This window comes from Pacificimonas flava (genome assembly GCF_000342165.1).
GTDB classification, from domain to species: domain Bacteria; phylum Pseudomonadota; class Alphaproteobacteria; order Sphingomonadales; family Sphingomonadaceae; genus Pacificimonas; species Pacificimonas flava.
This window is the reverse complement of sequence record NZ_AMRV01000001.1, coordinates 472431-495441: the sequence shown is the minus strand read 5'-3', so window position 1 is coordinate 495441 and position 23011 is coordinate 472431. Positions and strand designations below refer to the sequence as shown.

At 66.9% G+C, this 23011-nt stretch carries 25 protein-coding genes and 1 tRNA gene; 13 read left to right on the top strand and 13 right to left on the bottom strand.

What is annotated here, in order from left to right; translation table 11 throughout:
* Positions 1 to 17: 17 nt before the first annotated feature.
* The 7 genes from C725_RS02285 to mutY all read right to left on the bottom strand — a co-directional run bounded on the left by C725_RS02285 (position 18) and on the right by mutY (position 3834).
* The gene (locus tag C725_RS02285; RefSeq protein ID WP_008599906.1) at positions 18 to 557 is read right to left on the bottom strand and encodes a hypothetical protein; all 540 of its coding nucleotides are present in this window, start codon (positions 555 to 557) and stop codon (positions 18 to 20) included.
* 183 nt (positions 558 to 740) lie between these two features.
* Positions 741 to 816, bottom strand: a tRNA-Ala gene (locus C725_RS02280).
* Between the two features lie 98 nt (positions 817 to 914).
* Positions 915 to 1073, bottom strand: a complete 159-nt coding sequence (locus tag C725_RS16340) for a hypothetical protein (protein WP_160165706.1) — start codon at positions 1071 to 1073, stop codon at positions 915 to 917.
* Between the two features lie 214 nt (positions 1074 to 1287).
* Positions 1288 to 1749 carry a type III secretion system chaperone family protein gene (locus C725_RS02270; RefSeq protein ID WP_051051200.1) on the bottom strand — a complete coding sequence of 154 codons (462 nt, stop codon included), beginning with the start codon at positions 1747 to 1749 and terminating at the stop codon, positions 1288 to 1290.
* A 174-nt stretch (positions 1750 to 1923) separates the two neighbouring features.
* On the bottom strand, positions 1924 to 2259 hold the full coding sequence (locus tag C725_RS02265; RefSeq protein ID WP_008599903.1) for an accessory factor UbiK family protein: 336 nt from the start codon (positions 2257 to 2259) through the stop codon (positions 1924 to 1926).
* A 19-nt stretch (positions 2260 to 2278) separates the two neighbouring features.
* The gene (locus C725_RS02260) at positions 2279 to 2779 is read right to left on the bottom strand and encodes a TspO/MBR family protein (RefSeq protein ID WP_008599902.1); all 501 of its coding nucleotides are present in this window, start codon (positions 2777 to 2779) and stop codon (positions 2279 to 2281) included.
* Positions 2776 to 3834 (bottom strand): A/G-specific adenine glycosylase, encoded by a 1059-nt coding sequence (gene mutY / locus C725_RS02255; protein WP_008599901.1) that lies wholly within the window; start codon positions 3832 to 3834, stop codon positions 2776 to 2778. Before mutY ends, C725_RS02260 begins: the two co-directional genes overlap by 4 nt.
* Before the next feature lie 26 nt (positions 3835 to 3860).
* Here mutY and C725_RS02250 point away from each other — a divergent pair, with 26 nt between their 5' ends.
* The 3 genes from C725_RS02250 (at position 3861) to smc (ending at position 8728) form a co-directional block, all read left to right on the top strand.
* Positions 3861 to 4388 carry a DUF721 domain-containing protein gene (locus C725_RS02250; protein WP_008599900.1) on the top strand — a complete coding sequence of 176 codons (528 nt, stop codon included), beginning with the start codon at positions 3861 to 3863 and terminating at the stop codon, positions 4386 to 4388.
* A gap of 90 nt (positions 4389 to 4478) precedes the next feature.
* Entirely contained in the window at positions 4479 to 5222 is a 744-nt protein-coding gene (locus C725_RS02245) for a thioredoxin domain-containing protein (protein ID WP_008599898.1), read from the top strand.
* Between the two features lie 41 nt (positions 5223 to 5263).
* On the top strand, positions 5264 to 8728 hold the full coding sequence (gene smc, locus C725_RS02240; RefSeq protein WP_008599897.1) for a chromosome segregation protein SMC: 3465 nt from the start codon (positions 5264 to 5266) through the stop codon (positions 8726 to 8728).
* 146 nt (positions 8729 to 8874) lie between these two features.
* Here the strand turns inward: smc and C725_RS02235 are convergent, their stop codons facing one another.
* Positions 8875 to 9480, bottom strand: coding sequence for a cupredoxin domain-containing protein (locus C725_RS02235; protein WP_008599896.1), 606 nt, complete (start codon positions 9478 to 9480; stop codon positions 8875 to 8877).
* 74 nt (positions 9481 to 9554) lie between these two features.
* Between C725_RS02235 and C725_RS02230 the strand changes: the two genes are divergently transcribed.
* The 10 genes from C725_RS02230 to C725_RS02185 all read left to right on the top strand — a co-directional run bounded on the left by C725_RS02230 (position 9555) and on the right by C725_RS02185 (position 15740).
* The gene (locus C725_RS02230) at positions 9555 to 10418 is read left to right on the top strand and encodes a DUF3034 family protein (RefSeq protein WP_008599895.1); all 864 of its coding nucleotides are present in this window, start codon (positions 9555 to 9557) and stop codon (positions 10416 to 10418) included.
* Between the two features lie 29 nt (positions 10419 to 10447).
* Positions 10448 to 10969, top strand: coding sequence for a group I truncated hemoglobin (locus C725_RS02225; protein WP_008599894.1), 522 nt, complete (start codon positions 10448 to 10450; stop codon positions 10967 to 10969).
* 94 nt (positions 10970 to 11063) lie between these two features.
* Positions 11064 to 11753, top strand: a complete 690-nt coding sequence (gntA, locus tag C725_RS02220; RefSeq protein ID WP_008599893.1) for a guanitoxin biosynthesis heme-dependent pre-guanitoxin N-hydroxylase GntA — start codon at positions 11064 to 11066, stop codon at positions 11751 to 11753.
* Positions 11750 to 12337 (top strand): DUF1989 domain-containing protein, encoded by a 588-nt coding sequence (locus C725_RS02215; RefSeq protein WP_008599892.1) that lies wholly within the window; start codon positions 11750 to 11752, stop codon positions 12335 to 12337. The genes gntA and C725_RS02215 overlap by 4 nt, the downstream gene beginning before the upstream one ends.
* 101 nt (positions 12338 to 12438) lie before the next feature.
* Positions 12439 to 13062, top strand: a complete 624-nt coding sequence (locus tag C725_RS02210) for a TIGR02466 family protein (protein WP_008599891.1) — start codon at positions 12439 to 12441, stop codon at positions 13060 to 13062.
* 157 nt (positions 13063 to 13219) lie between these two features.
* Positions 13220 to 13567 (top strand): AtpZ/AtpI family protein, encoded by a 348-nt coding sequence (locus tag C725_RS02205; protein ID WP_008599890.1) that lies wholly within the window; start codon positions 13220 to 13222, stop codon positions 13565 to 13567.
* A gap of 2 nt (positions 13568 to 13569) precedes the next feature.
* Positions 13570 to 14316, top strand: a complete 747-nt coding sequence (locus C725_RS02200) for a F0F1 ATP synthase subunit A (RefSeq protein WP_008599888.1) — start codon at positions 13570 to 13572, stop codon at positions 14314 to 14316.
* 21 nt (positions 14317 to 14337) lie between these two features.
* Positions 14338 to 14565, top strand: coding sequence for a F0F1 ATP synthase subunit C (locus tag C725_RS02195; protein ID WP_008599886.1), 228 nt, complete (start codon positions 14338 to 14340; stop codon positions 14563 to 14565).
* 35 nt (positions 14566 to 14600) lie between these two features.
* Positions 14601 to 15083 (top strand): F0F1 ATP synthase subunit B family protein, encoded by a 483-nt coding sequence (locus tag C725_RS02190; RefSeq protein WP_008599885.1) that lies wholly within the window; start codon positions 14601 to 14603, stop codon positions 15081 to 15083.
* Positions 15084 to 15095: 12 nt separating this feature from the next.
* The gene (locus C725_RS02185; protein ID WP_008599884.1) at positions 15096 to 15740 is read left to right on the top strand and encodes a F0F1 ATP synthase subunit B family protein; all 645 of its coding nucleotides are present in this window, start codon (positions 15096 to 15098) and stop codon (positions 15738 to 15740) included.
* A gap of 104 nt (positions 15741 to 15844) precedes the next feature.
* On the opposite strand, the gene C725_RS02180 is transcribed toward C725_RS02185, so the two are convergent.
* Genes C725_RS02180 through C725_RS02160 form a run of 5 tightly spaced genes read right to left on the bottom strand, consistent with a single transcriptional unit; the run spans position 15845 to position 23009 of the window.
* On the bottom strand, positions 15845 to 16477 hold the full coding sequence (locus C725_RS02180) for a glutathione S-transferase family protein (protein ID WP_038281311.1): 633 nt from the start codon (positions 16475 to 16477) through the stop codon (positions 15845 to 15847).
* A gap of 48 nt (positions 16478 to 16525) precedes the next feature.
* A complete protein-coding gene (locus C725_RS02175; protein ID WP_008599881.1) occupies positions 16526 to 18520 on the bottom strand; it encodes a threonine dehydrogenase in 1995 nt (664 codons plus the stop codon).
* A gap of 10 nt (positions 18521 to 18530) precedes the next feature.
* Positions 18531 to 21161 carry a DUF4159 domain-containing protein gene (locus C725_RS02170; RefSeq protein ID WP_008599880.1) on the bottom strand — a complete coding sequence of 877 codons (2631 nt, stop codon included), beginning with the start codon at positions 21159 to 21161 and terminating at the stop codon, positions 18531 to 18533.
* Positions 21149 to 21994, bottom strand: a complete 846-nt coding sequence (locus C725_RS02165; protein WP_051051186.1) for a DUF58 domain-containing protein — start codon at positions 21992 to 21994, stop codon at positions 21149 to 21151. The genes C725_RS02170 and C725_RS02165 overlap by 13 nt, the downstream gene beginning before the upstream one ends.
* 28 nt (positions 21995 to 22022) lie before the next feature.
* Positions 22023 to 23009: an AAA family ATPase gene (locus C725_RS02160; protein ID WP_008599877.1), complete on the bottom strand. Its 987-nt coding sequence runs from the start codon at positions 23007 to 23009 to the stop codon at positions 22023 to 22025.
* Between the last annotated feature and the right edge of the window lie 2 nt (positions 23010 to 23011).

The following is a 23011-nucleotide window of genomic DNA, read 5'->3' as shown; positions in this document are numbered from 1 at the left end:
CCCCTCCCTCTCACGGGTTATTCGCCAGGATTAATGCAATTGTCCGTCACGGTGGCGCTGCATTCCGGATAATCCTTCGTGGCGGGGCCGGATGGCATGCTCCGCTGTGACGGTGCCGAGGTGCGCGCCATGGTGCGGGGCGTGGTCATGTCCGGCGTATCCGTGTCCGGCCCCATGCCGTCCGGCGTGTCGCCGGGCATGTCCGGGCTGGTGTCGCGCTGACCATCGGGAGCCGTGCGCGTGCTGGGCATGTTGGGCGTCATCCGCTCGCCCGGGGCCATGTCCGGCATCGTGCGGTCGGGCATCGTGCGGTCGGGCATGGTTTCGCCTGGCATCGTGCGATCCGCAGGGCTGGCAGGATCGGCGGGCGTCGTTGTCGTCGACGGCGGCGGCGTCATCGGCGAGGTGGTCGTCGGATTCGTCGGCGCGCCCGGTTCCGGCATGGTCGTCGGCGGCTGGGTGGTGGGCGGCTGGGTGGTCGGCGGCGCAGGCATCTGCGTTTGCGCCAGAACGGGAGCGGCACCCATCAGGGCGGCGGCAAAAATCAAACTCTTCATGAAACCTCTCCAAGCTGTCCCCGCTTGCCCGGCGTCAACCGACGCAGCGCGGAACGGGTTCCCGCTGTGACGCGGCCAAGCCGTGATAAACGGTGTGAGGCGGCCAAGCCTGGTAAACACAGAGCTGGAAAAGGAGGGTCTGAAAGCGGCTGCAGCGCGAATTCCATCCGCGGCGCCGGCGAATGGTGGAGCCGAGGGGAGTCGAACCCCTGACCTCTGCAGTGCGATTGCAGCGCTCTACCAACTGAGCTACGGCCCCCCGCCGTTCGGCGAAGAGCGCGCGATATAGCGGCGGCACACAGCGGGTGCAATGCCCGATATGCGGGCCGGGAGGGAGTGCGAAGCCGCCGGGCGGCCTCAGCCGTCGGAACCGGTCTTGTCGCGGGACCCGCGCGGCGGTGCCCCGGTTACGCTGAGATCCTCGTCAAGCTGCTCCTCCGCGATCATCTCGCTGTCGGTCTTGATCGTCTTTTCGAGGCTCTTCGGGTCGAGGCCGTCTTCGGCTGGACGCTTCATGTCGGGCTTCCTTGATGATTCGGGCGAGGATTGTGCGGCAGGAGCATTCTCGTCCATGCCGGAATCGCGTTCCTGCGGACTGCCGGGCGCGCCGAATCCCTGATTGGCGCGGGGGCCGGGGGGCGGGTCTGATTTCGGATTCGTCATGCCGGTACAACGCGTGGACGGGGCGCCAAGGTCCAGCCGGTTCGCCGATCCCGGCGAATGCGGAACGTCAGGCTTCGCCGGCCGTGTCGATCAGGGCGGCGGCCATGGCCTCCAGCGGGGTCTTGTCGCCCCAGAGAACGAACTGGAAGACGGGATAATAGCGTTCGCATTCGTCGATCGCCGCCTCCACGACCGTTTCCGTCTGTCCGAGCGTCAGGCCGGATTCGCCCGACCCCTCGTCAAGGAGGACGCCGTGACGGAAGAGGAGAGCGCCGTCCCCCGACCAGAGTTCGAAATGACCGAGCCAGAGCTGCTCGTTGATGAGGCCCAGCGTCTCGTAGAGGCGCGTTCGCTTCCCCTCCGGCACGCGGATGTCGGGGAAGGCGATGAACTGCAGCACCCGCTCATCCTCTCGCCAGAGCGCGCGGAGCTGATAGGTGGTCCAGCTGCCCTCGACCTTGGCGACGATCTCCTCATCGCCCGCGCGCTCGAACGCCCAGCCATGCGCCTCGAAATAATGCGCGAGCATGTCGAGCGGCGGTGCTGCCGATTCGATTTCCTGGGCGTCGATGTCGAACAAGGTTGAGCGGTATCCCTTCAGGCGTCTTCGGTGCGAATCCGTTCGGATGTGCGGCGGCGAGCCTGCCCGCACTTTCCGAGTCCGTGCAAGCGAAGCCGCCAATCTTTCTGTGGATAAGAGAGCTTAGCCCGCCGTCTTGTCAGCGGATGTGGCTCCAGCCGGCGGGGTATCACCCTCCTGCGCGGCCGCCGGGGGCGACGCAGCAGCGGGAGCGTTCCCGCTGGCGGCTTCGAGCGCGTCGAGGCGCGCCTTCAAGGCGTCCGCTTCCGCCCGTGCGTTGGCGGCAAGCTCCTTCACCGCCTCGAACTCCTCGCGCGTGACGACATCCATCTCGCCCATCATATCGCGCATGCGTTCCTTGAAGCGGCCCTCCATTTCCCGGCCCATGCCGGCAAAGGTTCCAGCCGCACCTGTCGCAAGGCGGCTGAGATCATCAAAGAAACGGTTCTGGCTTTGCATATGGATGGGTCCTTTCGCGTCAGGCGAAGGTAGGAAGGGCCGGGTTCAATTGCCAGATGCGGAAATTCAGCACGGCCGCATAGCCGATCCACACGAGGTAGGGCAGCATCAGACGCGCCGCCAGCGGGCTGACGCGGCCCATGCGGATCGTCGCCACGATCGCCGCGACATTGAGAGCGAGGATCACGCCAAGACCGAGGGCGATCTGCTCGAGGCCGAAAAAGACGGGGGTCCACGCGAAGTTGAGTGCCAGTTGCAGGACGAACCAGAAGAGGGCCCGGCGCCGCGCGGGATGCTGCCGGACGGACCAGACGATGCCGCCGGCCGCGCCGATCAGGATGTAGAGAATCGGCCAGACGACACCGAAGACCCAGCTGGGCGGGGTGGCGTCGGGGCGAATGAGGGACTGATACCAACTGCCCGCCCCCGTTTGGGTGAGGAGGCCAATCGCGGAGCCGATAGCGAGGATCAGGACGGCGCCGACGAGGGCGGCGCGGCGGGGAAAGGGCGTGGGGTTCATGCATCCTCCTTCAGCGCAGCTAGGCCGGCGCGCGCAACCTTCTTGAACAGGGTCGGGAGGCCGGCACTCTCCAGCTCGCCCTGAGAACGCCACAGGCCGGCGGGGCGGGGGCGGCCGGAAATGTCGGCATGGGCGATGGCGAGCGTCAGCGAGAAATGCGTGAAGCCATGCTCGACAGGGACCGGGAGAATACGCCAGTTCGCACCGGGCGCCTGCGCCAGGACGGGCGATGGCCGCTCGTCGAGGAAATCGCTGGTCGGGAAGGACGTCATGCCGCCGAGCAGCCCCTTCCCGGGCCGGCGGGTCAGCAGCACGTCGCCTTCATGCGTCAGCCAATAAGCGATGCCGTGCCGGGCGGGGCGCGGCGCCCTGGCGGCCTTCACGGGGAAGCGTTCCGGTGCATTGCCGGCGGCGTCGCAATGGGTGCGGACCGGACAGGCGAGGCATGCCGGCGCCCTCGGCCGGCATATGCCCGCGCCAAGATCCATCAGCGCCTGTGCATAATCGCCCGGCCGCCGAACGGGGGTCAGCGCGGCGGCGTGGGCGCGAAGCTGCGCCTTTGCCTGCGGCATCGGTGTTTCGACCGCGTGAAGCCGCGCCATCACGCGCTCTATATTGCCGTCGACCACCGTCGCTCCCTCTCCGAACGCGATGGCGGCAATGGCCGCCGCCGTGTAGGCGCCGATGCCGGGAAGCGTCCTCAGTCCCGCCTCGTCTTGCGGGAAACGGCCGCCCGCCGCCGCGACGGCCCTGGCGCAGGCGATCAGGTTTCGCGCGCGGGCATAATAGCCAAGGCCGGCCCAGGCGGAGAGGACGTCTTCCTCAGGCGCTTGCGCCAGCGCCTCCACCGTGGGCCAACGCTGTGTGAAGCCCTCGAAATACGGAATGACGGCGGCAACCGTCGTCTGCTGCAGCATGATTTCCGACAGCCAAACCCGGTAGGGATCGGCGCGCCGCCCGGAATCCGGCGGTATTCGCCAGGGCAAGTCGCGTGCGGACCTGTCGTACCAGGCGAGAAGATCGGCCTGAAAGCGTGCGGCATCTATGGCGCTCATGCCGCCCTTCTGGCAGGCTGGCGCCCATGCGCAAGAACGACAAGGTGAAGCGGCGGGCGGCTGCCGAGGAGAGGGTGGGCCATACCCGCAGCGTTGCGGAACTGGTCCCGCGCGTGGGGCGCCGTGTGTTCCGCCGATTCGGCTTCGTCGAGAGCGCCGTCGTCGCGCGGTGGGGCGAAATCGTCGGCAGCGCGCTGGCCGACATGACCAGCCCGGATGCGATTCGCTTTCCGCAGGGCAAGCGCTCCGGCGGCACGCTGCACCTGTCGGCCCCCGGCGTGCATGCGCTTTCGGTGCAGCATGCGGAACCCGAAATCCTGGACCGGGTGAACCGCTATTTCGGGTATGGCGCGGTGGCGCGCATCGCCATTCACCAGGTTGCGCATCCACCCCGCAAAGAGCGGACGCCGCCGCGATCGGTGCAGCCGGTATCCGCCTCGCCCGCGGAACAGGACAGCGAGCTTCGTCAAATCGGCGACGATGCCCTGCGCCGCAGTCTGGAAACGCTGGCCGCGCAGATCGGATCGACGAAGGGTCCGCCGAAGATCGGGTGAGGGCGCTGGCGCCGCGCGCTTTGACAGGGGCGGACGCGGCCCATAAATTTCGCGGCCGAAGACACCAATCTTGCAGGATCCATTCCCAATATGAACACCACCCTCCGGCGTTTCGTACCCGTTTTCCTCGGGACCGCGCTTCTCATTTCCTGCAATCAGGCGGAGGAAGCCACGGCGGCGAACGCCGACGGCGCCGCCGCAGAGGGTGCCGACACCGGCAATGACGGCAATTGGGTTCGCCAGATCACGAAAACGCCGGAAGGCGGCTATCTGATGGGCAATCCCGATGCGGCGGTGAAGCTGGTCGAGTTCGGTTCGCTGGCGTGCAGCCACTGCGCGGACTTCCACGAACAGTCGATGCGCGAGCTGAAGGGCGACTATATCGCGAGCGGCGATGTGAGCTATGAACTGCGGACCTTCGTGCTGAACCCGGCCGACTTCGTCGCGACGGCGGTGGCACGCTGCACGACGCCGGAAGCCTTTTATGCGCTGTCGGATGCATTCTTCGAAAACCAGGGCACCTGGCTGCAGGGCATGGCAAACATCTCCCAGGAAGATGCGGCCCGGCTGGAAGGCATGAATCCGTCCCAGGCGATGGTGGAATATGGGAAGCTGGGCGGCATCGACGATTTCGTGCGCGCTCGCGGCATTCCGGAATCGAAGTATCAGCAGTGCGTTTCCGATGAGAGCACGCTTGCCGAGGTCGAGGCCATCCGGACGGACGCCATCGAGAATTACGACCTGACCGGCACGCCGACATTCGCCATCAATGGCGAGCGCATCGAGGCCGGAACCTGGCCGGACGTCAAGAAGGCCATCGACGCCGCGCTCTGAGTGCGGCCGGGGGGACGCATGACACGCGGGGGTTTGGCGGGATGAAGTTCCGGCGGCTGCGGCTGACCGGCTTCAAATCCTTCGTCGAGCCCGCGACGCTGGAGATCGAGGAGGGGCTGACCGGCGTCGTCGGCCCCAATGGTTGCGGCAAGTCCAACCTGCTGGAGGCCATGCGCTGGACGATGGGCGAGTCTTCGCCCAAGTCGCTGCGCGGCGGCGGGATGGAGGACGTCATCTTTGCCGGCACCGGCCGGCGGGCCAGCCGCGATATCGCCGAGGTCGTGCTGGTTCTGGACAATGCGGATCGGCGCGCGCCGGCCCCGTTCAACGACAGCGCGGAAATCGAGGTCTCCCGCCGGATCGAGCGCGGGCTCGGCAGCCTGTACCGCATCAATGGCCGCGACGTGCGTCAGAAGGATGTGCAACTGCTGTTCGCCGACGCGGCAACGGGCGCACACTCGCCGGCGCTGGTCAGCCAGGGCCGTGTCGGCGCCATCGTCAACGCCAGGCCGCAGGACCGGCGGCAATTGCTGGAGGAGGCGGCGGGCATTTCCGGTCTACATGTCCGCCGGCGGGAGGCCGAGCAGCGGCTGTCGGCGGCGGAAACCAATCTCGCTCGGCTGTCCGACCTGCTGAGCGGACTGGAGTCGCAGGCGGCGGGGCTGAGACGGCAGGCGCGTCTGGCGGAACGCTATTCGAAGCTTAGCGAACGGATCCGGCTGGCGGAGGGCATGCTATTGTATGCAAGGTGGCGGCGCGCGCGGCAGCAATCGGACGCTGCGGGAGAGGCTCTTGCCGCCCTGGAAGCGGATCTGAAAGCCGCACAGGGGGAGGTCGAGCGGATCGGCGCGCTGCAACGCGAGGCCAAAGCCGGCCTGCCGGCCGCGCGCGACGCGGAGCGGGAATCGGCGATGGCGCTGTCTGCGTTGGAGCAGGAGGCGGCCCGATTGGGTGCGGTGCTTGCCGAAGGGGAGCGCAGAAGAGAGGCGTTGTCGTCCATCGTTCGGCAGGCCCGCGCGGACGCTGTGCGGGAAGCGGCCGCGCGTTCCGATGCCGAGGCCGCGGCGCAGCGGCTGGAGGACGAGGCGCACAATCTTGCACGCGAAATCGAAGCGGCGGAGGCGCGCCTGCCGCGATTGGACAGGGTGCAGGCGGAGCGGGAAGGGGAGGTTCGTGTAGCGGAGCAGGCCTTTTCGGAAGCCCTGGCCGCGCATGCCGATGCGCGCGCCGCCCGCATCGCTGCGGATGCCGCGGTGGAGGCCGCGCGGACGCGCCTGACCCGCGCGCAGGGGGCGGCCGAACGGATGCGGGGCCGGCTTGCGGCGCTACCCAATACCGCAGAGCTGCAGTCTCGGAAGGAGGCAGCGGACAGGGAAAGCGCACGCTGGGCGGACCGCTTGCATAAGGCGGAACGGGATGCCGCGGCCGCTGAGGACGCGCTGCAGGCGGCCGAGGCGGCGCGGTCCGCTGCCAAGGCGGTGCATGGCGAAGCCGCCGCTGCCGCATCCGCGCTGAACGCGGAACACCGCTCTCTGAACGAAGAGGTGGCGCGGGGGGAAAGCGAGGCGGCCGAACCGCTGATCGACGCCGTCACTGTCGAGAGCGGATATGAAGCGGCTTTCGCCGGCGCCTTTGGCATGGCGGCGCGGGCGGATCTGGCGAGTGCCAGCGCGGAAGCCCGCTGGTTGGAGCGCGCAGGGGCGGAAGGCGGGGATGCGTTGCCGCCACTGCCAGGCGGGGTCTCGGCGCTCGCCTGTCATGTGGAAGGGCCGGCGCGCATTGCGGCGCGGCTGGGCATGACGGGCGTGATTGAGGGGGCGCCGGGGCCCGATCGTCTTTCGGCGCTGGCGCCGGGACAGTCGCTGGTGGACCGGGAGGGCGCGACGTGGCGCTGGGATGGCCTGCATACGCCTGCCAACCGGGAAAGCGGCGCTGCGCGGCGGCTGCGTACGCGGAGCCGGCTGCGTGAAGTCGAGGCGGCGCTGACGGATGCGAAGCGGTACGTGGAGTCCGCCGAAGCGAATTCTGCGCGGACCGACATGGCAGCCGGGCAGGCTCAGGCCGCCTTGCGGGAGGCGCGCGGCACCCTGTCGGAAATCGCGGACCGCGCGCGTGCGGCGAAGGACGGCGCGCTGGATGCGAGGGCGGCGCTGGAGAGGGCGGCGCAGCAGCGCGCCGATGCGGAGGAAGGCCGGGCTTCGGCCGAGGCTGCGCTGGACGAGGCGACGCGGGACCTCGCCTCAGCCGAAGGGAACCGCCGCGATCTGCCATCCGAAAGCGGCTTCGCGGCGGTCGAGGCGGACGCGCGTCAGGCAGCGGAAGGTGCGCGGGCCACGCTGGCCGAGGTCCGCGCCGAGCAGCGGAGTGCAAGCCACATGCTTGCGGATGCGCGGCGCCGCGTGCAGGTCGTGACGGAAGAGCGGCGCGACTGGCAGAAGCGTATCGCCGCGGTGGACGCACATAGCGCGACGCTGGATGCCCGCACACGGGAAGCCGAGGAGGAGACGGCGCGGCTGACACAAGACGCGGCCGAGGCGCAGGCGGCATTGAATGCGCTCGGCCCGCAGCAGGACGCCGCCCGCGCAGAGGCCGAACGCCGGGCCGAGGCCCGGGCGGCCGCCGAAGATGCGGCATCCGTTCATGACGACGCCGTGCGGGACGCGCAGGAGCGGCTGTCGACCCTGCGAGAGCGACGCGGGCGTCTGACGGCGGAACGCGACGCACAGGAGGAACGGCGCCGCGAGATGAACAGGGTTGCGGCGGAAACCTTCCAGACCGCCGTCCACGTGCTGCCGGGCACGCTCGGTTTCGATGAGGAGGAGGCGGAGGACGAGGCGCCGGTAAAGGAAGCGCTCGACCGACTGGCCGCCGAGCGCGAGCGCCTGGGACCGGTCAATTTGCGCGCGGAGACGGAGCTGGCAGCGCTGCGCGAAGAGATCGACGCATCGAACGCCGACAGCGAGGATCTGCACGCGGCAATTGCCCGCCTGCGCGGATCCATCGGTGCCATCAACCGGGAGGGGCGGGCGCGGATGCTGACCGCCTTCGAGGAGGTGGATCGCCATTTCCGCAGCCTGTTCACCGGCCTGTTCGGCGGCGGTGCGGCGCGGCTGGAACTGGTGGAGAGCGACGATCCGCTGTCCGCTGGCCTCGAAGTGATGGCGCAGCCGCCGGGGAAGGCGCTGCAGTCGCTCAGCCTGCTTTCGGGCGGCGAGCAGGCGCTGACGGCGGTCGCGCTGATCTTCGCCATTTTCCTGACCAATCCGGCGCCGATCTGCGTGCTCGACGAGGTGGATGCGCCGCTCGACGATGCCAATGTGGAACGCTTCTGCGACCTTCTCGACCGCATGACGGTGCTGACGGATACGCGCTTCCTGGTGGTGACGCACAATGCCGTCACGATGAGCCGGATGCACAGGCTGTTCGGCGTGACGATGGCCGAGCAGGGGGTCAGTCAGCTGGTGTCGGTGGACCTTGGCGGGGCGGAAAGACTGGCGGCGGCCTGAGGCGCTCGGGCGCCGCGGCCGAGGGCGGAGGCGGAGGCGGAGGCGGAGTCGGCGCGGACGGCGGCAAGAATGGCGATGAGGACTGCGGTAAACAGCCCGGCGAAAACACGTGTGAGCTTTGCCCGTCAGGCTGGAAAGCGCATGGATCAGCGCCGCAGATCGATCGCCAGACGCTTCGCACCGGCAGGGAAACTGAGCGTCTGCGTCAACTCATTGTTCTTTACCCTGAGGTCCGGGTGCCAGATCCTCACGCTTGCACCGCCGGCGGGAATGCCGCCGATGCGAACGGCGCCGTCCGTGCCGCTCTTGGCGGCGAAGGGTGTATCCACCACCTTTATGAAGGCGGACATCTCGTCATGAATGTTGCAGCCCATCGCCACCGCTCCCGTGTGCCGGAACGATACGCGGCGGTCGTCCTCCCGCCCGTAGAGCTTGATCTCGAAATCGTTGGGCCGGGAAAAGGAGTAGACGTGATGACGCACCCGGTCGAGGTTGGGAAAGGACACTTCGGCCCCCTTCGGCACGATGAGGACGTGCGGCGAAAAGGCGATGTCGCGCTGCTGGATCTGATATTCCCAGTCAAACTGCACCGGGCCTGACGGCAGACCGGCATCGGGGTAGACGGTCACGACCGCTCCGGGCACAGGCCGCCCGGCGCTGTCGACAATACGAAGCTCCAGGTCGGCGGCGGCCGCACGCGGCGCAGCGGCAAGGGCGAATGCCGCAATGCAAAGGGCCAGGACCGTCTTCATGACCAGGGCTGATAAAAGTCCAAGATGAACACTCCGTAAAACGGATTTTAAGGCAAGGCAGGCAGGAGGGAGGCATGAAGCCCATCGTTCCCTTTCTGCTTTTCTCCATTTTAAGCGCCGGTCCGGCGGCGGCCGAACTGCGTCCGGGCGGCAAGCTGCTGCTGACGAACGGCGTCACGACCGTCGAAGGTGCGAGCGGAGGCGGCTTGTCGAACTGGGCCGTCATCGGCGGCAACGCGACACGCGACGGAATTGGCGCCAGCGCGCACGCGAGCCTCGCAATCCTGCCGGATTTCTCCTTCTCGAGCGCGGGGTTTGCGGCCGGACTCTTCAACCGCGTCGAGCTGAGCTATGCCCATCAATGGTTCGATACCGGCGATTTTGGCGGCACGCTCGGGATCGGCGAGGGATATACGTTCGATCAGGACATTTTCGGGGCCAAGGTGCGCGTTCTTGGCGATGTAGTCTACGGCAGTCCCTATGTCCCGCAAATCGCGGTCGGCGTACAGCACAAGCGCAGCGGGGACGATGCGCTTGTGACCGCTGTCGGCGCGGCCCGCCCGTCCGATACGGACGTCTACATCAGCGCGACGAAGCTGTTTCTGCGCCACAGCGTGCTCGCGAACGCATCGCTGCGCCTGACGCGCGCGAATCAGACGGGGCTGCTCGGCTATGGCGGTCCGGGCGGAGATGACCGATCGCTGCAGTTCGAGGGGTCGCTCGCCTACCAGATTTCCCGCCCCCTCGTCGTCGGTGCGGAGTACCGCACGAAACCGAGCAACCTCGCCTTTGCCGAGGAAGAGAACTGGGTGGACCTGTTTGCAGCCTACGCGCTGACCCGCAATCTGACGGTGACCGCGGCCTATGTCGATCTCGGCTCCATCGCAACGTCGGCGCCCCAGCGCGGCGGCCTTATTCAATTGCAGGCCGCCTTTTAGAGCGCGGCCGAACCCATCGGGGAGCGAACATGTTGATCGTGGTGATTCTGATCGCAGCGGTGGCCGCTGGCAGCCCCGCACGACCTGCGGATATGAGGGAACAGGAGGCGGTGCCCGTCTTCGCCGTGCCTGGGGAGGAAGAGGTGGCGCCCTATACGCCAGGCAACCGGAATGCCGGTGCCGATCCGTTTCGCAGCACCGACATGTGGGAAGCCTTTGGCGGCGAGGCGGGCGTTTCCCGCATCGTCGATGCGTTCGTCGCCCGTAATACCAGCGATGCGCGCATCGCGGAAATTTTCCGCGGCTATGGCCTTGTTCGCCTGCGCCGCACCCTGAAGGAACAGTTCTGCTATATTCTAGGGGGTCCCTGCGACTACAGCGGACGCGACATGAAGACGGCGCACGAGCATATGGGTCTACAGCACGCGGACATGAACGCGCTCGTCGAGAATTTGCAGGCCGCCATGACGGAAGAGGGCGTGCCCTTTTCCGCACAAAACAAATTTCTCTCGAAGCTGGCGCCTATGCGCAAGGACGTCATCGAGCGCTAGCGTGCCGCGCGCCGTTCCGAAGAGGTCGGGCCGGCGAGCCGCGTTATCAACATAGGAGAAAGCAACTCCTGGCCGGAAGCTTAGTTGAGCGGTCATGCCACCAGTCCTTCCGACGCCGGATGCCCGGCTCGTCAGCGAATTCGAACGCTTTCTGAAGCGTCCTCCATATCCCTGCGTCGGCGCCAAGAGCGCTCTGGCAAAGGGACAGATCGAGTATATGACCGGGCGCGATATCCGTTCGGGATGGAACGACCTCCCGATCATCAAGGGGCTTCAGCGCTTTGCCGCCGGCTATCGGCAGTCGCCTCGCATGTTCCAGAGCTTCGTCGTGATATTCGAGGGGCCGCTCTCGATGAAGGAAGAGGCCTTTGAGACCGCCCTCTGGGCACGCGCGCAGTCCCTGCACGACAAGGATGTCTGGATGGGCAGCCGCTATGACGCGCGCGTCAGCCCCGACCCGGGCGATGATGATTTCGGCCTCAGTTTCGGCGGCGAGGCCTTCTTCATCGTCGGTCTGCATCCGCGCGCCAGCCGCAAGGCGCGGCGGTTTCGACGCCCTGCTCTCGTGTTCAACCTGCACGACCAGTTCGAGCGTTTGCGCGCGTCCGGAAAATATGAAGGGATGCGTAGCAAGATCCTGCAGCGCGACCGCAACTGGAGCGGCTCGATCAACCCGATGCTTGCGGTGCACGGTACGATCTCGGAGGCCCGGCAGTATAGTGGCCGCGCAGTGGATGAGGATTGGAGCTGCCCCTTTCAACCGAGAATTGGAGCCGGAACATGAGCCTTGAAACCATTCCGCCACGCAGCGGTACGGCCTTTCGCCTTCGTGCCGGCCAGCGGCTGAAGGTTGTCGATCCGGAGGGGGAGCAGGTGGCGGATCTGGCGGCCTTCGCGGCCAGCGATACGCGTGAGGTCCTGTCGAACGGACGCACGATCGATTACGCCTCGAAACTTTATTTTTCCACTGGCGATCTGCTCTATTCCAACCGTTCGAACGTGATGCTGGAGATCGGCGAGGACAGGGTCGGCACGCACGATTTCCTGCTGACGCCCTGCTCGGCGGAAATGTTCCGCAAGCTCTATGGTGAAGACGACCCCCACCGGGGGTGCTTCGGAAATCTGGCGGCGGCGCTGGCGCCCCATGGTATCGGCGCCGACCAGGTGCCGGTGGCGTTCAATGTCTTCATGAACGTACCGGTCGACGGCGCGACGGGCCGTATCAGTGTCGAACCACCCCTGTCAAAACCCGGGGATTTCACGGTTTTCGAGGCCAAGATGGACCTGATCGTCGGCCTGACCGCCTGCTCCGCGGGACAATCGAACAATTTCCGCTACAAGCCGATCCAGTACGAGATCCTCGACTAGCCCCACGCTTCCCCTTGCTCTCGCCATGGCGGAATCTTAAAGCCTCGGGCTGTCGCCGGCTGGGGGATCCGCCGGCATCGCTGGCATTGGGGGAGTATCGCGTGGCGAGTGCAAATTATGAGGTGAAGCCGCTTTTCGCCGAACCGTATTTCGTAGCGGACATGGGCGATGCGATCACGCCCGAGCACATCAAGTTCATAAAAGAACTCAAGATGGTGCAGAATCAGCAGAACCTGATTTCGGAGAATCTCTACATCTTCGAAAAGCCCGAACTGAAGAGCCTGAAGCAGGCCGTGGATGCCATGCTGGGTACCTACGCCGCAGAGGTGATGGGCATTCCGCAGGAACTCTACGTCACGCAGAGTTGGTCGCTGATCAATCCGCCCGGTATCGGAATGCACGGACATTCCCATTCCAACTCGGTCATTTCCGGGTCGCTCTACTTCACCGATATGCCGTCGCCGCCGTCGCGGATGGTGTTCCATCGCCACCGCGGATACCAGCAGCTCGATCTGATTCCCGAAAATGGAAAGATCAACATCTACAACACGCGCAACAATGTCGTTGAACCGAAGAAGAACATGCTCGTGCTGTTCAGTAGCGGGCTGGAACACTTCGTCGAGCCGAATACGTCGAGCGAGCCGCGCCATTCGATCGCATTCAACACGTTCCTGCGCGGAACCCTGGGGAATTTCCGTGACGTATCGGAATTGAAGCTGGCCTGACAATCGGCAAGCGCGATCCGCATCCGCCGTTGACTTGGCGCGGGGGCAATTCTAAAGACCGGCTCGCTTCGGCAGGCGGCTCGCCGCCCCTGTCGGTGTATGCCGTTTTCCATGCGCGTTCTTCGCGGATTTGCGAGACGCGGGAGTTTCTCGAACCTTGACCGAGCCCCGCCCAGACGAGCTTCCCCTCGAAGCCCGCCTCGCTGCTGCAAGAAAGCGCGCCGCAGGCGACCCTGATCCAAGGCAGGTCGCAGGCAGCGCGCTCGCGCGGGGAAGCCGGCATGCGCTGGAACTGGTGGCGGGTGTGCTGGTAGGGGCGGGCCTCGGCTATTGGCTGGATGGCCTGACCGGATGGTCTCCGGTCTTCTTGATTGGCGGCTTTTTACTGGGGCTGGCCGCCGGTTTTACGAATTTGCTTCGCGTCGTGCAGGCGGAGCAGGCGAAATTTTCCCAGACGGATCTCGAGGCCCTGCCGGTCGTCGAGGACGATGAAGAGGAAGTCTGAGCGTGGCGGGACCGCTAGAACAGTTCGAAATCAATCCTGTCTACCCGATCGAGGTGGGCGGATACGATCTCAGCTTCACCAATTCGGCGGTGTGGATGGTCGCCGCGCTGGTGTTCATCTGGGCATTCATGTTCTTCGGCATGCGAAAGGCCGAACTGGTGCCGGGGCGCTGGCAGGCGGCCGTGGAGAGCATCTACGAGTTCGTGCACGGCATGGTGGACCAAAATATCGGCCCGAACGGCCGCAAATATGTGCCGTTCATCTTCACGCTGTTCATCTTCATCCTGGTGGCCAATGTCGCCGGGCTGCTGCCCTACGCCTTTACCGTGACCAGCCATCTGGCGGTGACGTTTGCCTTTGCGGCGCTGATATTCCTGATGTGCATCGTCATCGGCATCGCGCGCCACGGGTTTCACTGGTTCAGCTATTTTCTGCCGCCGGGCACGCCGGGCTGGCTGATTCCGTTGATGATCTTCATTGAGATCGTCAGCTTCATCTCCCGACCGATCACCCTGTCGGTGCGTCTGTTCGCCAACATGACCGCCGGTCATATCCTTCTTAAGGTCTTCGCCGGCTTCGTCATCAGCCTCGGCCTTGCCGGCGGAGTGTGGGCCGCAGTTGGCGTATTGCCGCTGATCATGAACATCGCGCTCTACGCGCTCGAACTTCTGGTGGCGGTGGTGCAGGCCTATGTGTTCGCCCTGCTGGCGACCGTCTATCTCAACGATTCCATTAATCTCGAACATTAAGTTACTGAAAGGAATATAGTAATGACCGCAGATGCAGCTCAGTATCTTGGTGCCGGCCTCGCGGCGATGGGCATCGGCCTCGCGTCCATTGGCGTCGGCCTGATCTTCGCCTTCTTCCTGCAGGGTGCGCTGCGCAACCCGGCCGCCGCCGCCTCGCAGCAGGGTAACCTGATCCTGGGCTTCGCCGTCGCCGAAGCGCTCGGCATCTTCGCGTTCCTGGTTTCGCTCATTCTTCTTTTCGTCGTCTGAGCCGTACCTGACCGCACACACGAACGAGATCGCCTATGCCTCAATTTGCATTTGCCGAAGTTGCCCTGCCGCAGATCGTATGGCTGTTCCTGACCTTTGGACTGCTGTTCCTCCTGATGCTCGGCATGTTGCCGCGCGTCGAAGGTGTGCGTGAACGGCGGGCATCGACCATCGGCGGCGATCTCGACGCGGCCGAGCAGGCCCGTCTCGATGCCGAGCAAAAGCGCGAGGCCTATGAGGCGGGCATTGCCCGCACCCGCGGTGAGGCGCAGGATCTGATCGGATCGGCGAAGGCGGAGGCTGCGCGCGCAACGGAAGCGCGCATGGCCGAAGCCGACGCCGCCGCGCAGTCCCGCATGAAAGAGGCGGAGGCGGGATTGAACGCATCGCGTGAAGCCGCCCTGGCCAAGCTCGATGCGATTGCTGCCGGCGCGACGCAGGACATCGTCCAGAAACTGACCGGCGAACGCCCGGCGGACGGCGATGCCGCCGCCGCGGTCGCGGCCGCACGAGCCTGATAAGAGGACAAGATGCAGGAAGTCCGCAACGTCGACGTGCCGCCCAGCACCTCTCAGGAGCAGCTGCAAACGCCCAACGAAGTCGTGCTCGACGCCGTTGGCGAGGGCACGCCTGAGGCGCAGTCGGAAGAGGTGCTGGAAGCCGAAGCCGGCGAACATCACGAAGCCTTTCTGGGCCTGGACAGCTATGGCTGGGTCGGCATCGCCTTCGCCATTTTCGTGCTGCTGCTGATCTGGAAGAAGGTGCCGCACCTGCTGACAAGCGCACTGGACAGCCGCGCGAACACGATCCGCGCGGATTTGGACGAGGCGCGCGCGCTGCGGGCGGAAGCCGAAGCGCTGCTGGCCGAGCAGAAGCGCAAGGCGGAGCAAAGTGCCAAGGACGCCGAGGCGATCCTTGCTAACGCGCAGCGGGAAGCCGGTGCCATCGTCGCAGAGGCTGAGACCACCGCAGCGGCCATGGTCCAGCGCCGGCAGGAGGCTGCGGAGACCAAGATCGCCGCGGCGGAACGCGCAGCGGAGCGGGACCTCCGCGCGCGGGTGGCGGCGCTGTCAACCGACGCGGCGCGCCGTGTCATCGCCGATCAGACCGATCCGGCCGCGCGTCAGGCGATGACGGACCGGGCTATCAGCGATCTCGGTACGCGCTTGAACTGATTTCCCGTCCGGTAGAGGCCTGCCTGTTCAGGTCTGCGACAAACGCCGCCCCTCGTTCGGGCGGCGTTTTCGTTCGTAGCTTACGAAACGGCGCGCGCGAACAGTTAGGCAGTAGCGCTTGGGCGGGCGGAAACCTGTTCGTACCAGCGCTGGACGTTGGGCGCGTCGTCCGGAATGCGCTGCTTCACCCATTTCGCAAAATCGACGGTGACGAGGCCGGTAATGTCAGCGACGGAGAAGTTTGGGCCGGCAATGAACGGGGTGTCGGCAAGCTGCTCGTCCAGCAGCGACCAAAAGCCCGGTAGTAGGGAGAGGCCGCGCTCCGCCATGGCAGGGATCTGCGCCGTGTTGGGCGCGGCGCCCGGCGCGGCGCGCTCGGCGAAATGCGGGGCGGTATTGCGGAAAATCGCCGCCACATTGATCATGCCGTCGAATTCGATGCGGCGCTGCCAGCTCTCGATGCGCGCAATGCCAAGAGGGTCGCTGCCGAACAGCGGCGGATCGGGCTGCAGCGCCTCGAAATAGCGGCAGATGGCAATGGATTCATCGATGATGGTGCCGTCGTCCAGTTCCAGCGCCGGCACCACCCCGCGGCGTACTCGCGTCAGATAATCCGGCTGCCGGTTCTGGCCCGAGGGGATATCCACCTCTTGCCGCTCCACGTCGATGCCCTTTTCCGCGAGGAAGATGCGAACGCGCCGCGGATTGGGCGCCTTGACCATGTCGTAAAGTTTCATCAGGCCACAAAGCATTGCCGTGGCGGTCGCCGCAAGCTGCCCGAAGGATCAGTTCCGTTCGCGGTACCAAGACGCCGAGAGGAGCGCGGCGAGGACCAGGAGCGCTGCCCATCCCGGGATCAAGGGCCGACTGTCGATAGCGATCAGCGCACCGCTGCGACGCTGACGAACGCCGGCCCAATCGTCCCCTCGTGCACTTCGTTCCGGAGCGACGTGCCGGACCGACGGGACACCGTCCTGCAGGAGGAACGTACCGCCGCCCGACCGATCGGCGGCCGTGTCGAGCGGGGTTGTCCGGGGCCGGATCTCACTGAACTCCGCAACGTCGCCCACCAACGCAAATCTGCGGAGGCCGCCCGCCGAAACGGCATAGAGTCCATCTTCCGCAGCGGCGATATCCGCCTCTCCGTCTGCATCGAGGGCGATGCGCCGCTCCGCACCGTCCGGGCCTGTCAGGACGGCATTCGGCAGCGGCGTCAGGCTGCGCGTCTCGATCCGCAGGGAGTCCGCCCTGCCGCTGACCTCAAGCTGCGTTTCGGCCAGGTCCGGCTCCTGCATCAGCCAGTGCGAGATGCGGCGAAGCAGCTCGTTATGGGGGCCGGCGCCGTCGACGGCGCGTGCCCAGTACCAGATGTCGCTGGACGCCAGCATGCCGACCCGGCCGTCACCGACCCGGTCCAGCATCAGCAGCAGCGCATCGTCGGCGCCGCGCATCAGCACCATGTCCGTCTTCGGCTCTACCCGGGCAAGCGATTCCCAGCGGCCCCATGTCGGCACGCCTTCGCCCGGCGCGAGGGCGCTGGTGACGGGATGGCGGCGGCCAAGATCCGTAAGCGTGGGACGGAAGGCCTGACTGACGGGCGGCCCCGCCGGGCGCGCGGGCAGCACGCGATCGAGATCGGTATAGGCAATGCTGCTGCGATCCGAGAATTCCGGTCCGGCCACCACCAGAAGGCCGCCGCCCTGCTCGACGCGGCGAGAGAGGTTGGTGAAGTAACCCGGCGACATCAGCTCCGTCAGATCGAAGCGATCGAAAATGATGAGATCGAAGTCGCCGAGGCGCTCCTGAAACAGCTCCTCCACGGGGAAGGGGATAAGGGCGAGGTCCTGCGGCGGCGTCGGATCGAAGCTGGTGGGCAGCCGCAGGATCGTGAAATGCACGAGATCGATATTCGGATCGGCCTTGAACAGGTCGCGCCATACGCGCCCACCGGGATAGGGGCGGCCCGACACGAGAAGCACGGACAGCCGGTCCGTCACGCCGCTAAGCCGGGCGAGCGCGCGGTTGTTGACGGCCGTTGCCTCGTTCGCGCGCACGGGAACGCTGAATGCGACGTCGAGCTCGCCGCGCGTTTCGACCGGCACCTCGACCGGAACGGCGCGGTTCGCCTCTATGGTGCGCCGTATACGCGTGCCATCGGTGGAATCGACGGTCAGGGGCACCCGGTCGGCCCCGGGATCGTCCACCCGCACGGTGATGGTGGCGCTTTGGCCGGCGACGGTGAAGGGGGGGACGCTTTCGATGACGAGGCGCCTGTCGTCGAGGTCGGGATCGCCGGCGACGAGTTGATGCAGCGGAACGCTGGGCGGCAGCAGCGAAGGATCAGGCGTGTCGGCGCTGATCCCGTCCGTGATGACAAAAACCCCGCCCAGTCTGGAGGTGTCGCTGCGGCCGATGGCGCCGGCTGCGGCTTCACCCAGGCGGGTCGGTTCCCCCGGCTGTTGCGGCAAATCTGCGACCTGCCATTCGATGGCGCCGCCGGACTGCTGCAGAGCCTGTGCGGCGGCGCGGGCCTGAGACTGCCGCTCGCCGATCTCCATACTGCGGGAGCGGTCGATGAGGATAAGGCCGATATCGTCACGCTGTTCGCGCCGCTCTTCCCGCAGAACGGGATTCGCGAGCACGGCGAGCAGGACGAACGCCGCCGCGGCGCGTAGCGGGGTGTGGCGCGGCGCCCGGCGCGTGGAGACGATGAGCGCAGCAAGCAGCACGGCGCCAACGCAGAGCAGGGCCCACAGGGGAAAGAGCGGTTCGAAGATCAAGCCCGCTGCCTCATTCCGGCGCGGACCGGCCGATGCGACCGAGCAGCGTTTCGGTGTGCACCTGATCCGCCTTGTACGTGCCCGTCAGCGCGTACATGACCAGGTTGATGCCGAAACGCAGCGCATTCTCGCGCACCGAGGGGGCGGCTGGTGTGGCGCCGGACCAAAGGTTCGCCCAATCGCCGCCGCCGATCGCGACGCTGGAAACCCGGCCGCTTTCGCCCGCGGTCCCCGCCTCTACCCATAGCGCGCCGCCACCGGCGGAGCCGATCAGATAATAGCTTTTCATGAGCACATGATTGCGGTCCGCCTCCGCAAGCGATGGAAGGCCCAAAGGGGCGAGCAGACGGCGCGCGTTCGTGGTGCCGTCGAAGGGCCGGCCGAAATCGAAGAGCACGAGGCCGCCCCGGTCCAGATAGGCGCGGATATTCTGCGCCTCGCGCACACTCATGCTGCCGCGCGCGTAGGCCGGCCAATAAACGACGGGATAGCGTCCGATATTCGCGGCATCGGGTGCGATGCGCGCCGGTTCGCCGGGATGAACTGCGGTTCGCCGGGCAAGTGCCTGCGACAACCCTTCAAGCCCCTCCCGTACCGCTGCATCCGCGCCGGTGCCGCCGATATAGGCAAGCTGCAGACGCGGCATTCCCGCATCCTCCTCCGCCGCCGGTCCCGGGGACGGAGCGGGGCCCTGCGCCATGAGCGGCGCGGCGAGGAGAAGCGCCGCCATCGCCCCGGTCACCTGTGCAGAGGTGCGAAGGCCGGGCGAATGGCCGAGGCGGAGTGCGCCCCTCAGAAGGAGGGAGAGCAGCATGTCAGCCGCGATCAGCAGGCAGGCGGCCAGGAACAGGTAACGACCGAGCGGAATGGGGGGCGCCATGTCGGCGGCGGGGGAGAGGCCGTCCGTCCGGAGGGGGCGAAAGCGGAAATCTCTACGAAGGGTACTGGTGAGGTTCAGAGCCTGTGTCAGATCGCCGCTGCGATAAAGGCCGGGCGGAGTCTCCGGCGAGGCCACCGCGCGTTCCCAGCGATCCGCGGGAATTTCCGCCGATACGTCCGGTGTCATCAGCGCGGCGGTGCCGGTCATCTGCCGCTCCAGCCGCCAAGGCGCTCTTGCCGCGATGTCGAGCGCGCGGGGGTTGGCGGCCAGCGGCAGGAAACGACGCATGATCGTCTCGAACAGGCCGGACAGCGGCAAATCGGACCAGTCTGGCGCAGCCGAGGTGTGGACCAATATCAGCAGGCCCGCGCCGCGCCGTGCGGCGGTGACGACGGGCGTGCCGTCGGCCAGCGCGGCCCAGACCATGGCGCCGTCCGGCAGATCGCGGGTAAGGAGCTGGCGGCGGATCGCAATGTCGTTCCCGCCGGTCAGACCGGCGAGCGGACTGCCATCGGCAAATCGCGCAATGCCCTGCGGCTCCTGCCAGGAAAGGGTGCCGCCAAAGGCGCGTGCGCCGCTGCGCAGGGGGACGGGGGAAAGCGCGGTTCCATTTTCTGCCGTGCGCGGCCCGGCAAAGCTGACCGCGACGGCGCCGTTTTCGACCCGGTCCAGCAGCGGGGCGGCGGCAGCCTCGGACAGGGGCACGTCGTCCAGGATGAACATGGCGGCGTCCGACCTCTCCGCCTCGGCCAGATCGGTGCGCACGATCTCCGCCTGCGGTTCGATGGCGCGGCGAATGTAGAAACTGCCGGACTGGAGCGGGGGATCGCCGCTTTCACCATCGAGAATGGCCACGCGCGGCGGGGCGCTCGCACCGGCGGTCAGGAATGTCGAGGCGGGGCCGTCGCCGGCGACGATCCGAGCGGCCCGGTTCTGTTCCGCCGCGGGAACCGGCAGGCGGAGCGCGGCGCCGGCGCCGTCGAAATAGGCCGCGCCGTTCACGATTTCGCGCCCGTTCTGTGTGAGCACGCGCACTGCCGCATGCTCTTGCCCGCCCCCGGGCCGGGCAAGACGCATGGCATAGCCGCCAGCTGCTGGACCGAGATCGGTGAACACCGGAGCGGCGGATGGGAAGGTGAGAATTTCGCCGCCCTCGAGCCGCCGCCGCAAATCTGTCGCACCGTCCGTCTGGTAGCCATCGGCGATCCAGAGATAGGATGCTTCCGACGGCAGACGTGTCGCGGCGCCTGCGCGGTCGAGGCCCCAGGGTTGCGGCGCAAGAGCAGCGAGGGCGGCGCGGGCGGTGGCGCCGTCCACGAAGCGCGGCGGACCGCCATCGCCGTTCCGCTCCTCTCGCTGCGCGGCCGTCGGCAGAATGGCAAAGCGTGTGCCGGTTCCGGACAAGGACTCGACCCGCCGCTCCGCTGCATCCACCATCTCCGCCCAGCGCGGCGCGGCGGCCCAGCCATTGTCGATGACGATCACCAGCCGCTGCGGCAAATTCGCGGGCGGCTGCGGCTGCCATGACGGTCCCGCGAGCGCGGCGATGAGGAGGGCGGCGATGAAAAGCCGGAAGAGGAGCAGCCACCATGGCGGACGGGCAGCCTGCGGCGGCGGTATCTCCTCTCGCGACAGGAGCTTCAGCGAAGGGAGGGGCGCGCGCAGCGCCGGCGGCGGCGCCTGCCGCAGCAGAATATAGATCAACGGAAGCACCGCGGCCGCCGCGAGCAGCCAGGGCGCTGCGAAGGTCAGACCGCCCATCGGCCCTCCGGCGCGCGGAGACGGTCCGCGATCGCCCCCAGAAGGGGCACCGGATCCTCATCGGTCCGGTGTATGAAGATCGGCCAGCCGGCGCCCTCCGCCGCGGCCGACAGACGGTCCAGGTGGGCTTGCCAGGCCGCGAGATAAGGGCTGCGAAGCCGGTCCGCGCGGCCGATGTCCGCTTCCGGATCGCTATCCTCCGTGGCCGTGAGGAAGACGCGGCCCTGAAACGGAAACTCCGCCTCCGCAGGATCCGCGATCTTGATGAGGATCCCGGTCGCACCTCGGTCCGATGCTTCTGCAAGGCGGTCGAGGGTGGACTCTTCGAGAAAATCGCCGGCGAGCAGGATCACATCGCCAGCCGACGCATCTTGAAGCGAGGGATCGGCGGTTTCCGCGCTTTGGAGCCGGTCCGCCAGGGGGCTGCGCCGCCGCTCGGCGCCAAGCACGTCGACCCGTTCCTCCGCCTCAGTCGCGGCCAGCGCCAACGCCTGTAGCAAAAGATGCGCGCGCGCAGCCTTGGAGGGCAGGGCGGGGGCGCTGGCATAGTGCATCGATCCCGAACCGTCCGCCCAGAGAAGCAGGCGCACAGGATCCTCCTGCTCCCGCTCACGCACGTAAAGGTCGTCGCTTCGCGCGGAGCGCCGCCAGTCGATGCGGGCCGCCGCCTCTCCAAGCTCCAACGTCCGAAATTGCCAGAATTCCGTGCCGGCGCCCGAGCGCCGCCGCGCATGGCGGCCGTGAGCGGCCGTTCGCCTGGACTGTGCGGACGCCAAAGACAATGGGCCGATCAGGGCGGCAAGCTCAGCTGCGGAGGGGGCGTCGCGGCTCATGCCCGGCCGCCGGCGGTCGTGGGGGCAGTCACAGGGCGGCGGCAGCGTCCGCGATCAACCCCTCGACGGTCACGCCTTGCCGCCGTGCAGCGAAGCCCAGCGCCATGCGATGCCGCAGCGCCGGGGCGGCAAGGGCGGCGACGTCGGCGAGAAGCGGGGCGCTCCGCCCATGCAGGAACGCGCGGGCCTTCGCCGCGGCGATCAGCGCCTGACCGGCACGCGGGCCGGGCCCCCAGACGAGCGTCTCGTCGCCATTGCCGGGGCGAAGCGCGCGAACCAGGGTAAGGATTCCGTCCAGGACGTCCTCCGACAAGGGCATGTGGCGCAGGAGTCCCTGAACCTCGATCAGGTCCTGCGCGGACGTGACGAGGGCGGGAACATGATCGCCCGCGCCGGTCGTCATCATCAGCATGGTCCGCTCGTCGTCCTGCGACGGAAAATCGATGTCGAGCTGCATCAGGAACCGGTCGAGCTGCGCCTCCGGCAGCGGATAGGTGCCATCCTGTTCGATGGGATTCTGCGTGGCCAGAACGTGAAAGGGTCGCGGCAGACCGCGCGGCGTCCCGGCCGCCGTGACCTGCCGCTCCTGCATCGCCTCCAGCAGTGCGGACTGCGTGCGGGGGCTGGCGCGGTTGATCTCGTCGGCCATGAGAAGCTGCGAAAAGACCGGGCCCTCGACGAAGCGGAACTGCCGGCTGCCGTCCTGCGTGTTCTCGAGAATCTCGGCGCCGAGGATGTCGGACGGAACCAGATCCGGCGTGAACTGCACGCGCGAGGTGTCGAGCCCCAGGACAGTGCCTGCCGCCTTCACGAGCCGCGTCTTGGCAAGTCCCGGCAGGCCGACGAGAAGCGCGTGGCCGCCGGCAAGCAGCGTCACCAGCACCTGCTCGACGATTTCGTCCTGCCCGATCACGGTTCGGGCGAGCTCGTCCTTCGCCTGCTGAAATTTTCCGGCCAGGGTATCGAGGCGGGCAACGGCGTCACTGGCGCTGGGGGGCGGGTCTATACGGTTCATAC

Coding starts and splice junctions, on each gene's coding strand:
- C725_RS02185 (WP_008599884.1), top strand. CDS start 15,096: ATGCAGGAAGTCCGCAACGTCGACGTGCCGCCCAGCACCTCTCAGGAG.
- C725_RS02265 (WP_008599903.1), bottom strand. CDS start 2,259: ATGCAAAGCCAGAACCGTTTCTTTGATGATCTCAGCCGCCTTGCGACA.
- C725_RS02225 (WP_008599894.1), top strand. CDS start 10,448: ATGTTGATCGTGGTGATTCTGATCGCAGCGGTGGCCGCTGGCAGCCCC.
- C725_RS02180 (WP_038281311.1), bottom strand. CDS start 16,477: ATGAAACTTTACGACATGGTCAAGGCGCCCAATCCGCGGCGCGTTCGC.
- C725_RS02250 (WP_008599900.1), top strand. CDS start 3,861: ATGCGCAAGAACGACAAGGTGAAGCGGCGGGCGGCTGCCGAGGAGAGG.
- C725_RS02235 (WP_008599896.1), bottom strand. CDS start 9,480: ATGAAGACGGTCCTGGCCCTTTGCATTGCGGCATTCGCCCTTGCCGCT.
- C725_RS02160 (WP_008599877.1), bottom strand. CDS start 23,009: ATGAACCGTATAGACCCGCCCCCCAGCGCCAGTGACGCCGTTGCCCGC.
- C725_RS02230 (WP_008599895.1), top strand. CDS start 9,555: ATGAAGCCCATCGTTCCCTTTCTGCTTTTCTCCATTTTAAGCGCCGGT.
- smc (WP_008599897.1), top strand. CDS start 5,264: ATGAAGTTCCGGCGGCTGCGGCTGACCGGCTTCAAATCCTTCGTCGAG.
- C725_RS02195 (WP_008599886.1), top strand. CDS start 14,338: ATGACCGCAGATGCAGCTCAGTATCTTGGTGCCGGCCTCGCGGCGATG.
- C725_RS16340 (WP_160165706.1), bottom strand. CDS start 1,073: ATGAAGCGTCCAGCCGAAGACGGCCTCGACCCGAAGAGCCTCGAAAAG.
- mutY (WP_008599901.1), bottom strand. CDS start 3,834: ATGAGCGCCATAGATGCCGCACGCTTTCAGGCCGATCTTCTCGCCTGG.
- C725_RS02260 (WP_008599902.1), bottom strand. CDS start 2,779: ATGAACCCCACGCCCTTTCCCCGCCGCGCCGCCCTCGTCGGCGCCGTC.
- C725_RS02190 (WP_008599885.1), top strand. CDS start 14,601: ATGCCTCAATTTGCATTTGCCGAAGTTGCCCTGCCGCAGATCGTATGG.
- C725_RS02165 (WP_051051186.1), bottom strand. CDS start 21,994: ATGAGCCGCGACGCCCCCTCCGCAGCTGAGCTTGCCGCCCTGATCGGC.
- C725_RS02270 (WP_051051200.1), bottom strand. CDS start 1,749: ATGCTCGCGCATTATTTCGAGGCGCATGGCTGGGCGTTCGAGCGCGCG.
- C725_RS02170 (WP_008599880.1), bottom strand. CDS start 21,161: ATGGGCGGTCTGACCTTCGCAGCGCCCTGGCTGCTCGCGGCGGCCGCG.
- C725_RS02245 (WP_008599898.1), top strand. CDS start 4,479: ATGAACACCACCCTCCGGCGTTTCGTACCCGTTTTCCTCGGGACCGCG.
- gntA (WP_008599893.1), top strand. CDS start 11,064: ATGCCACCAGTCCTTCCGACGCCGGATGCCCGGCTCGTCAGCGAATTC.
- C725_RS02215 (WP_008599892.1), top strand. CDS start 11,750: ATGAGCCTTGAAACCATTCCGCCACGCAGCGGTACGGCCTTTCGCCTT.
- C725_RS02285 (WP_008599906.1), bottom strand. CDS start 557: ATGAAGAGTTTGATTTTTGCCGCCGCCCTGATGGGTGCCGCTCCCGTT.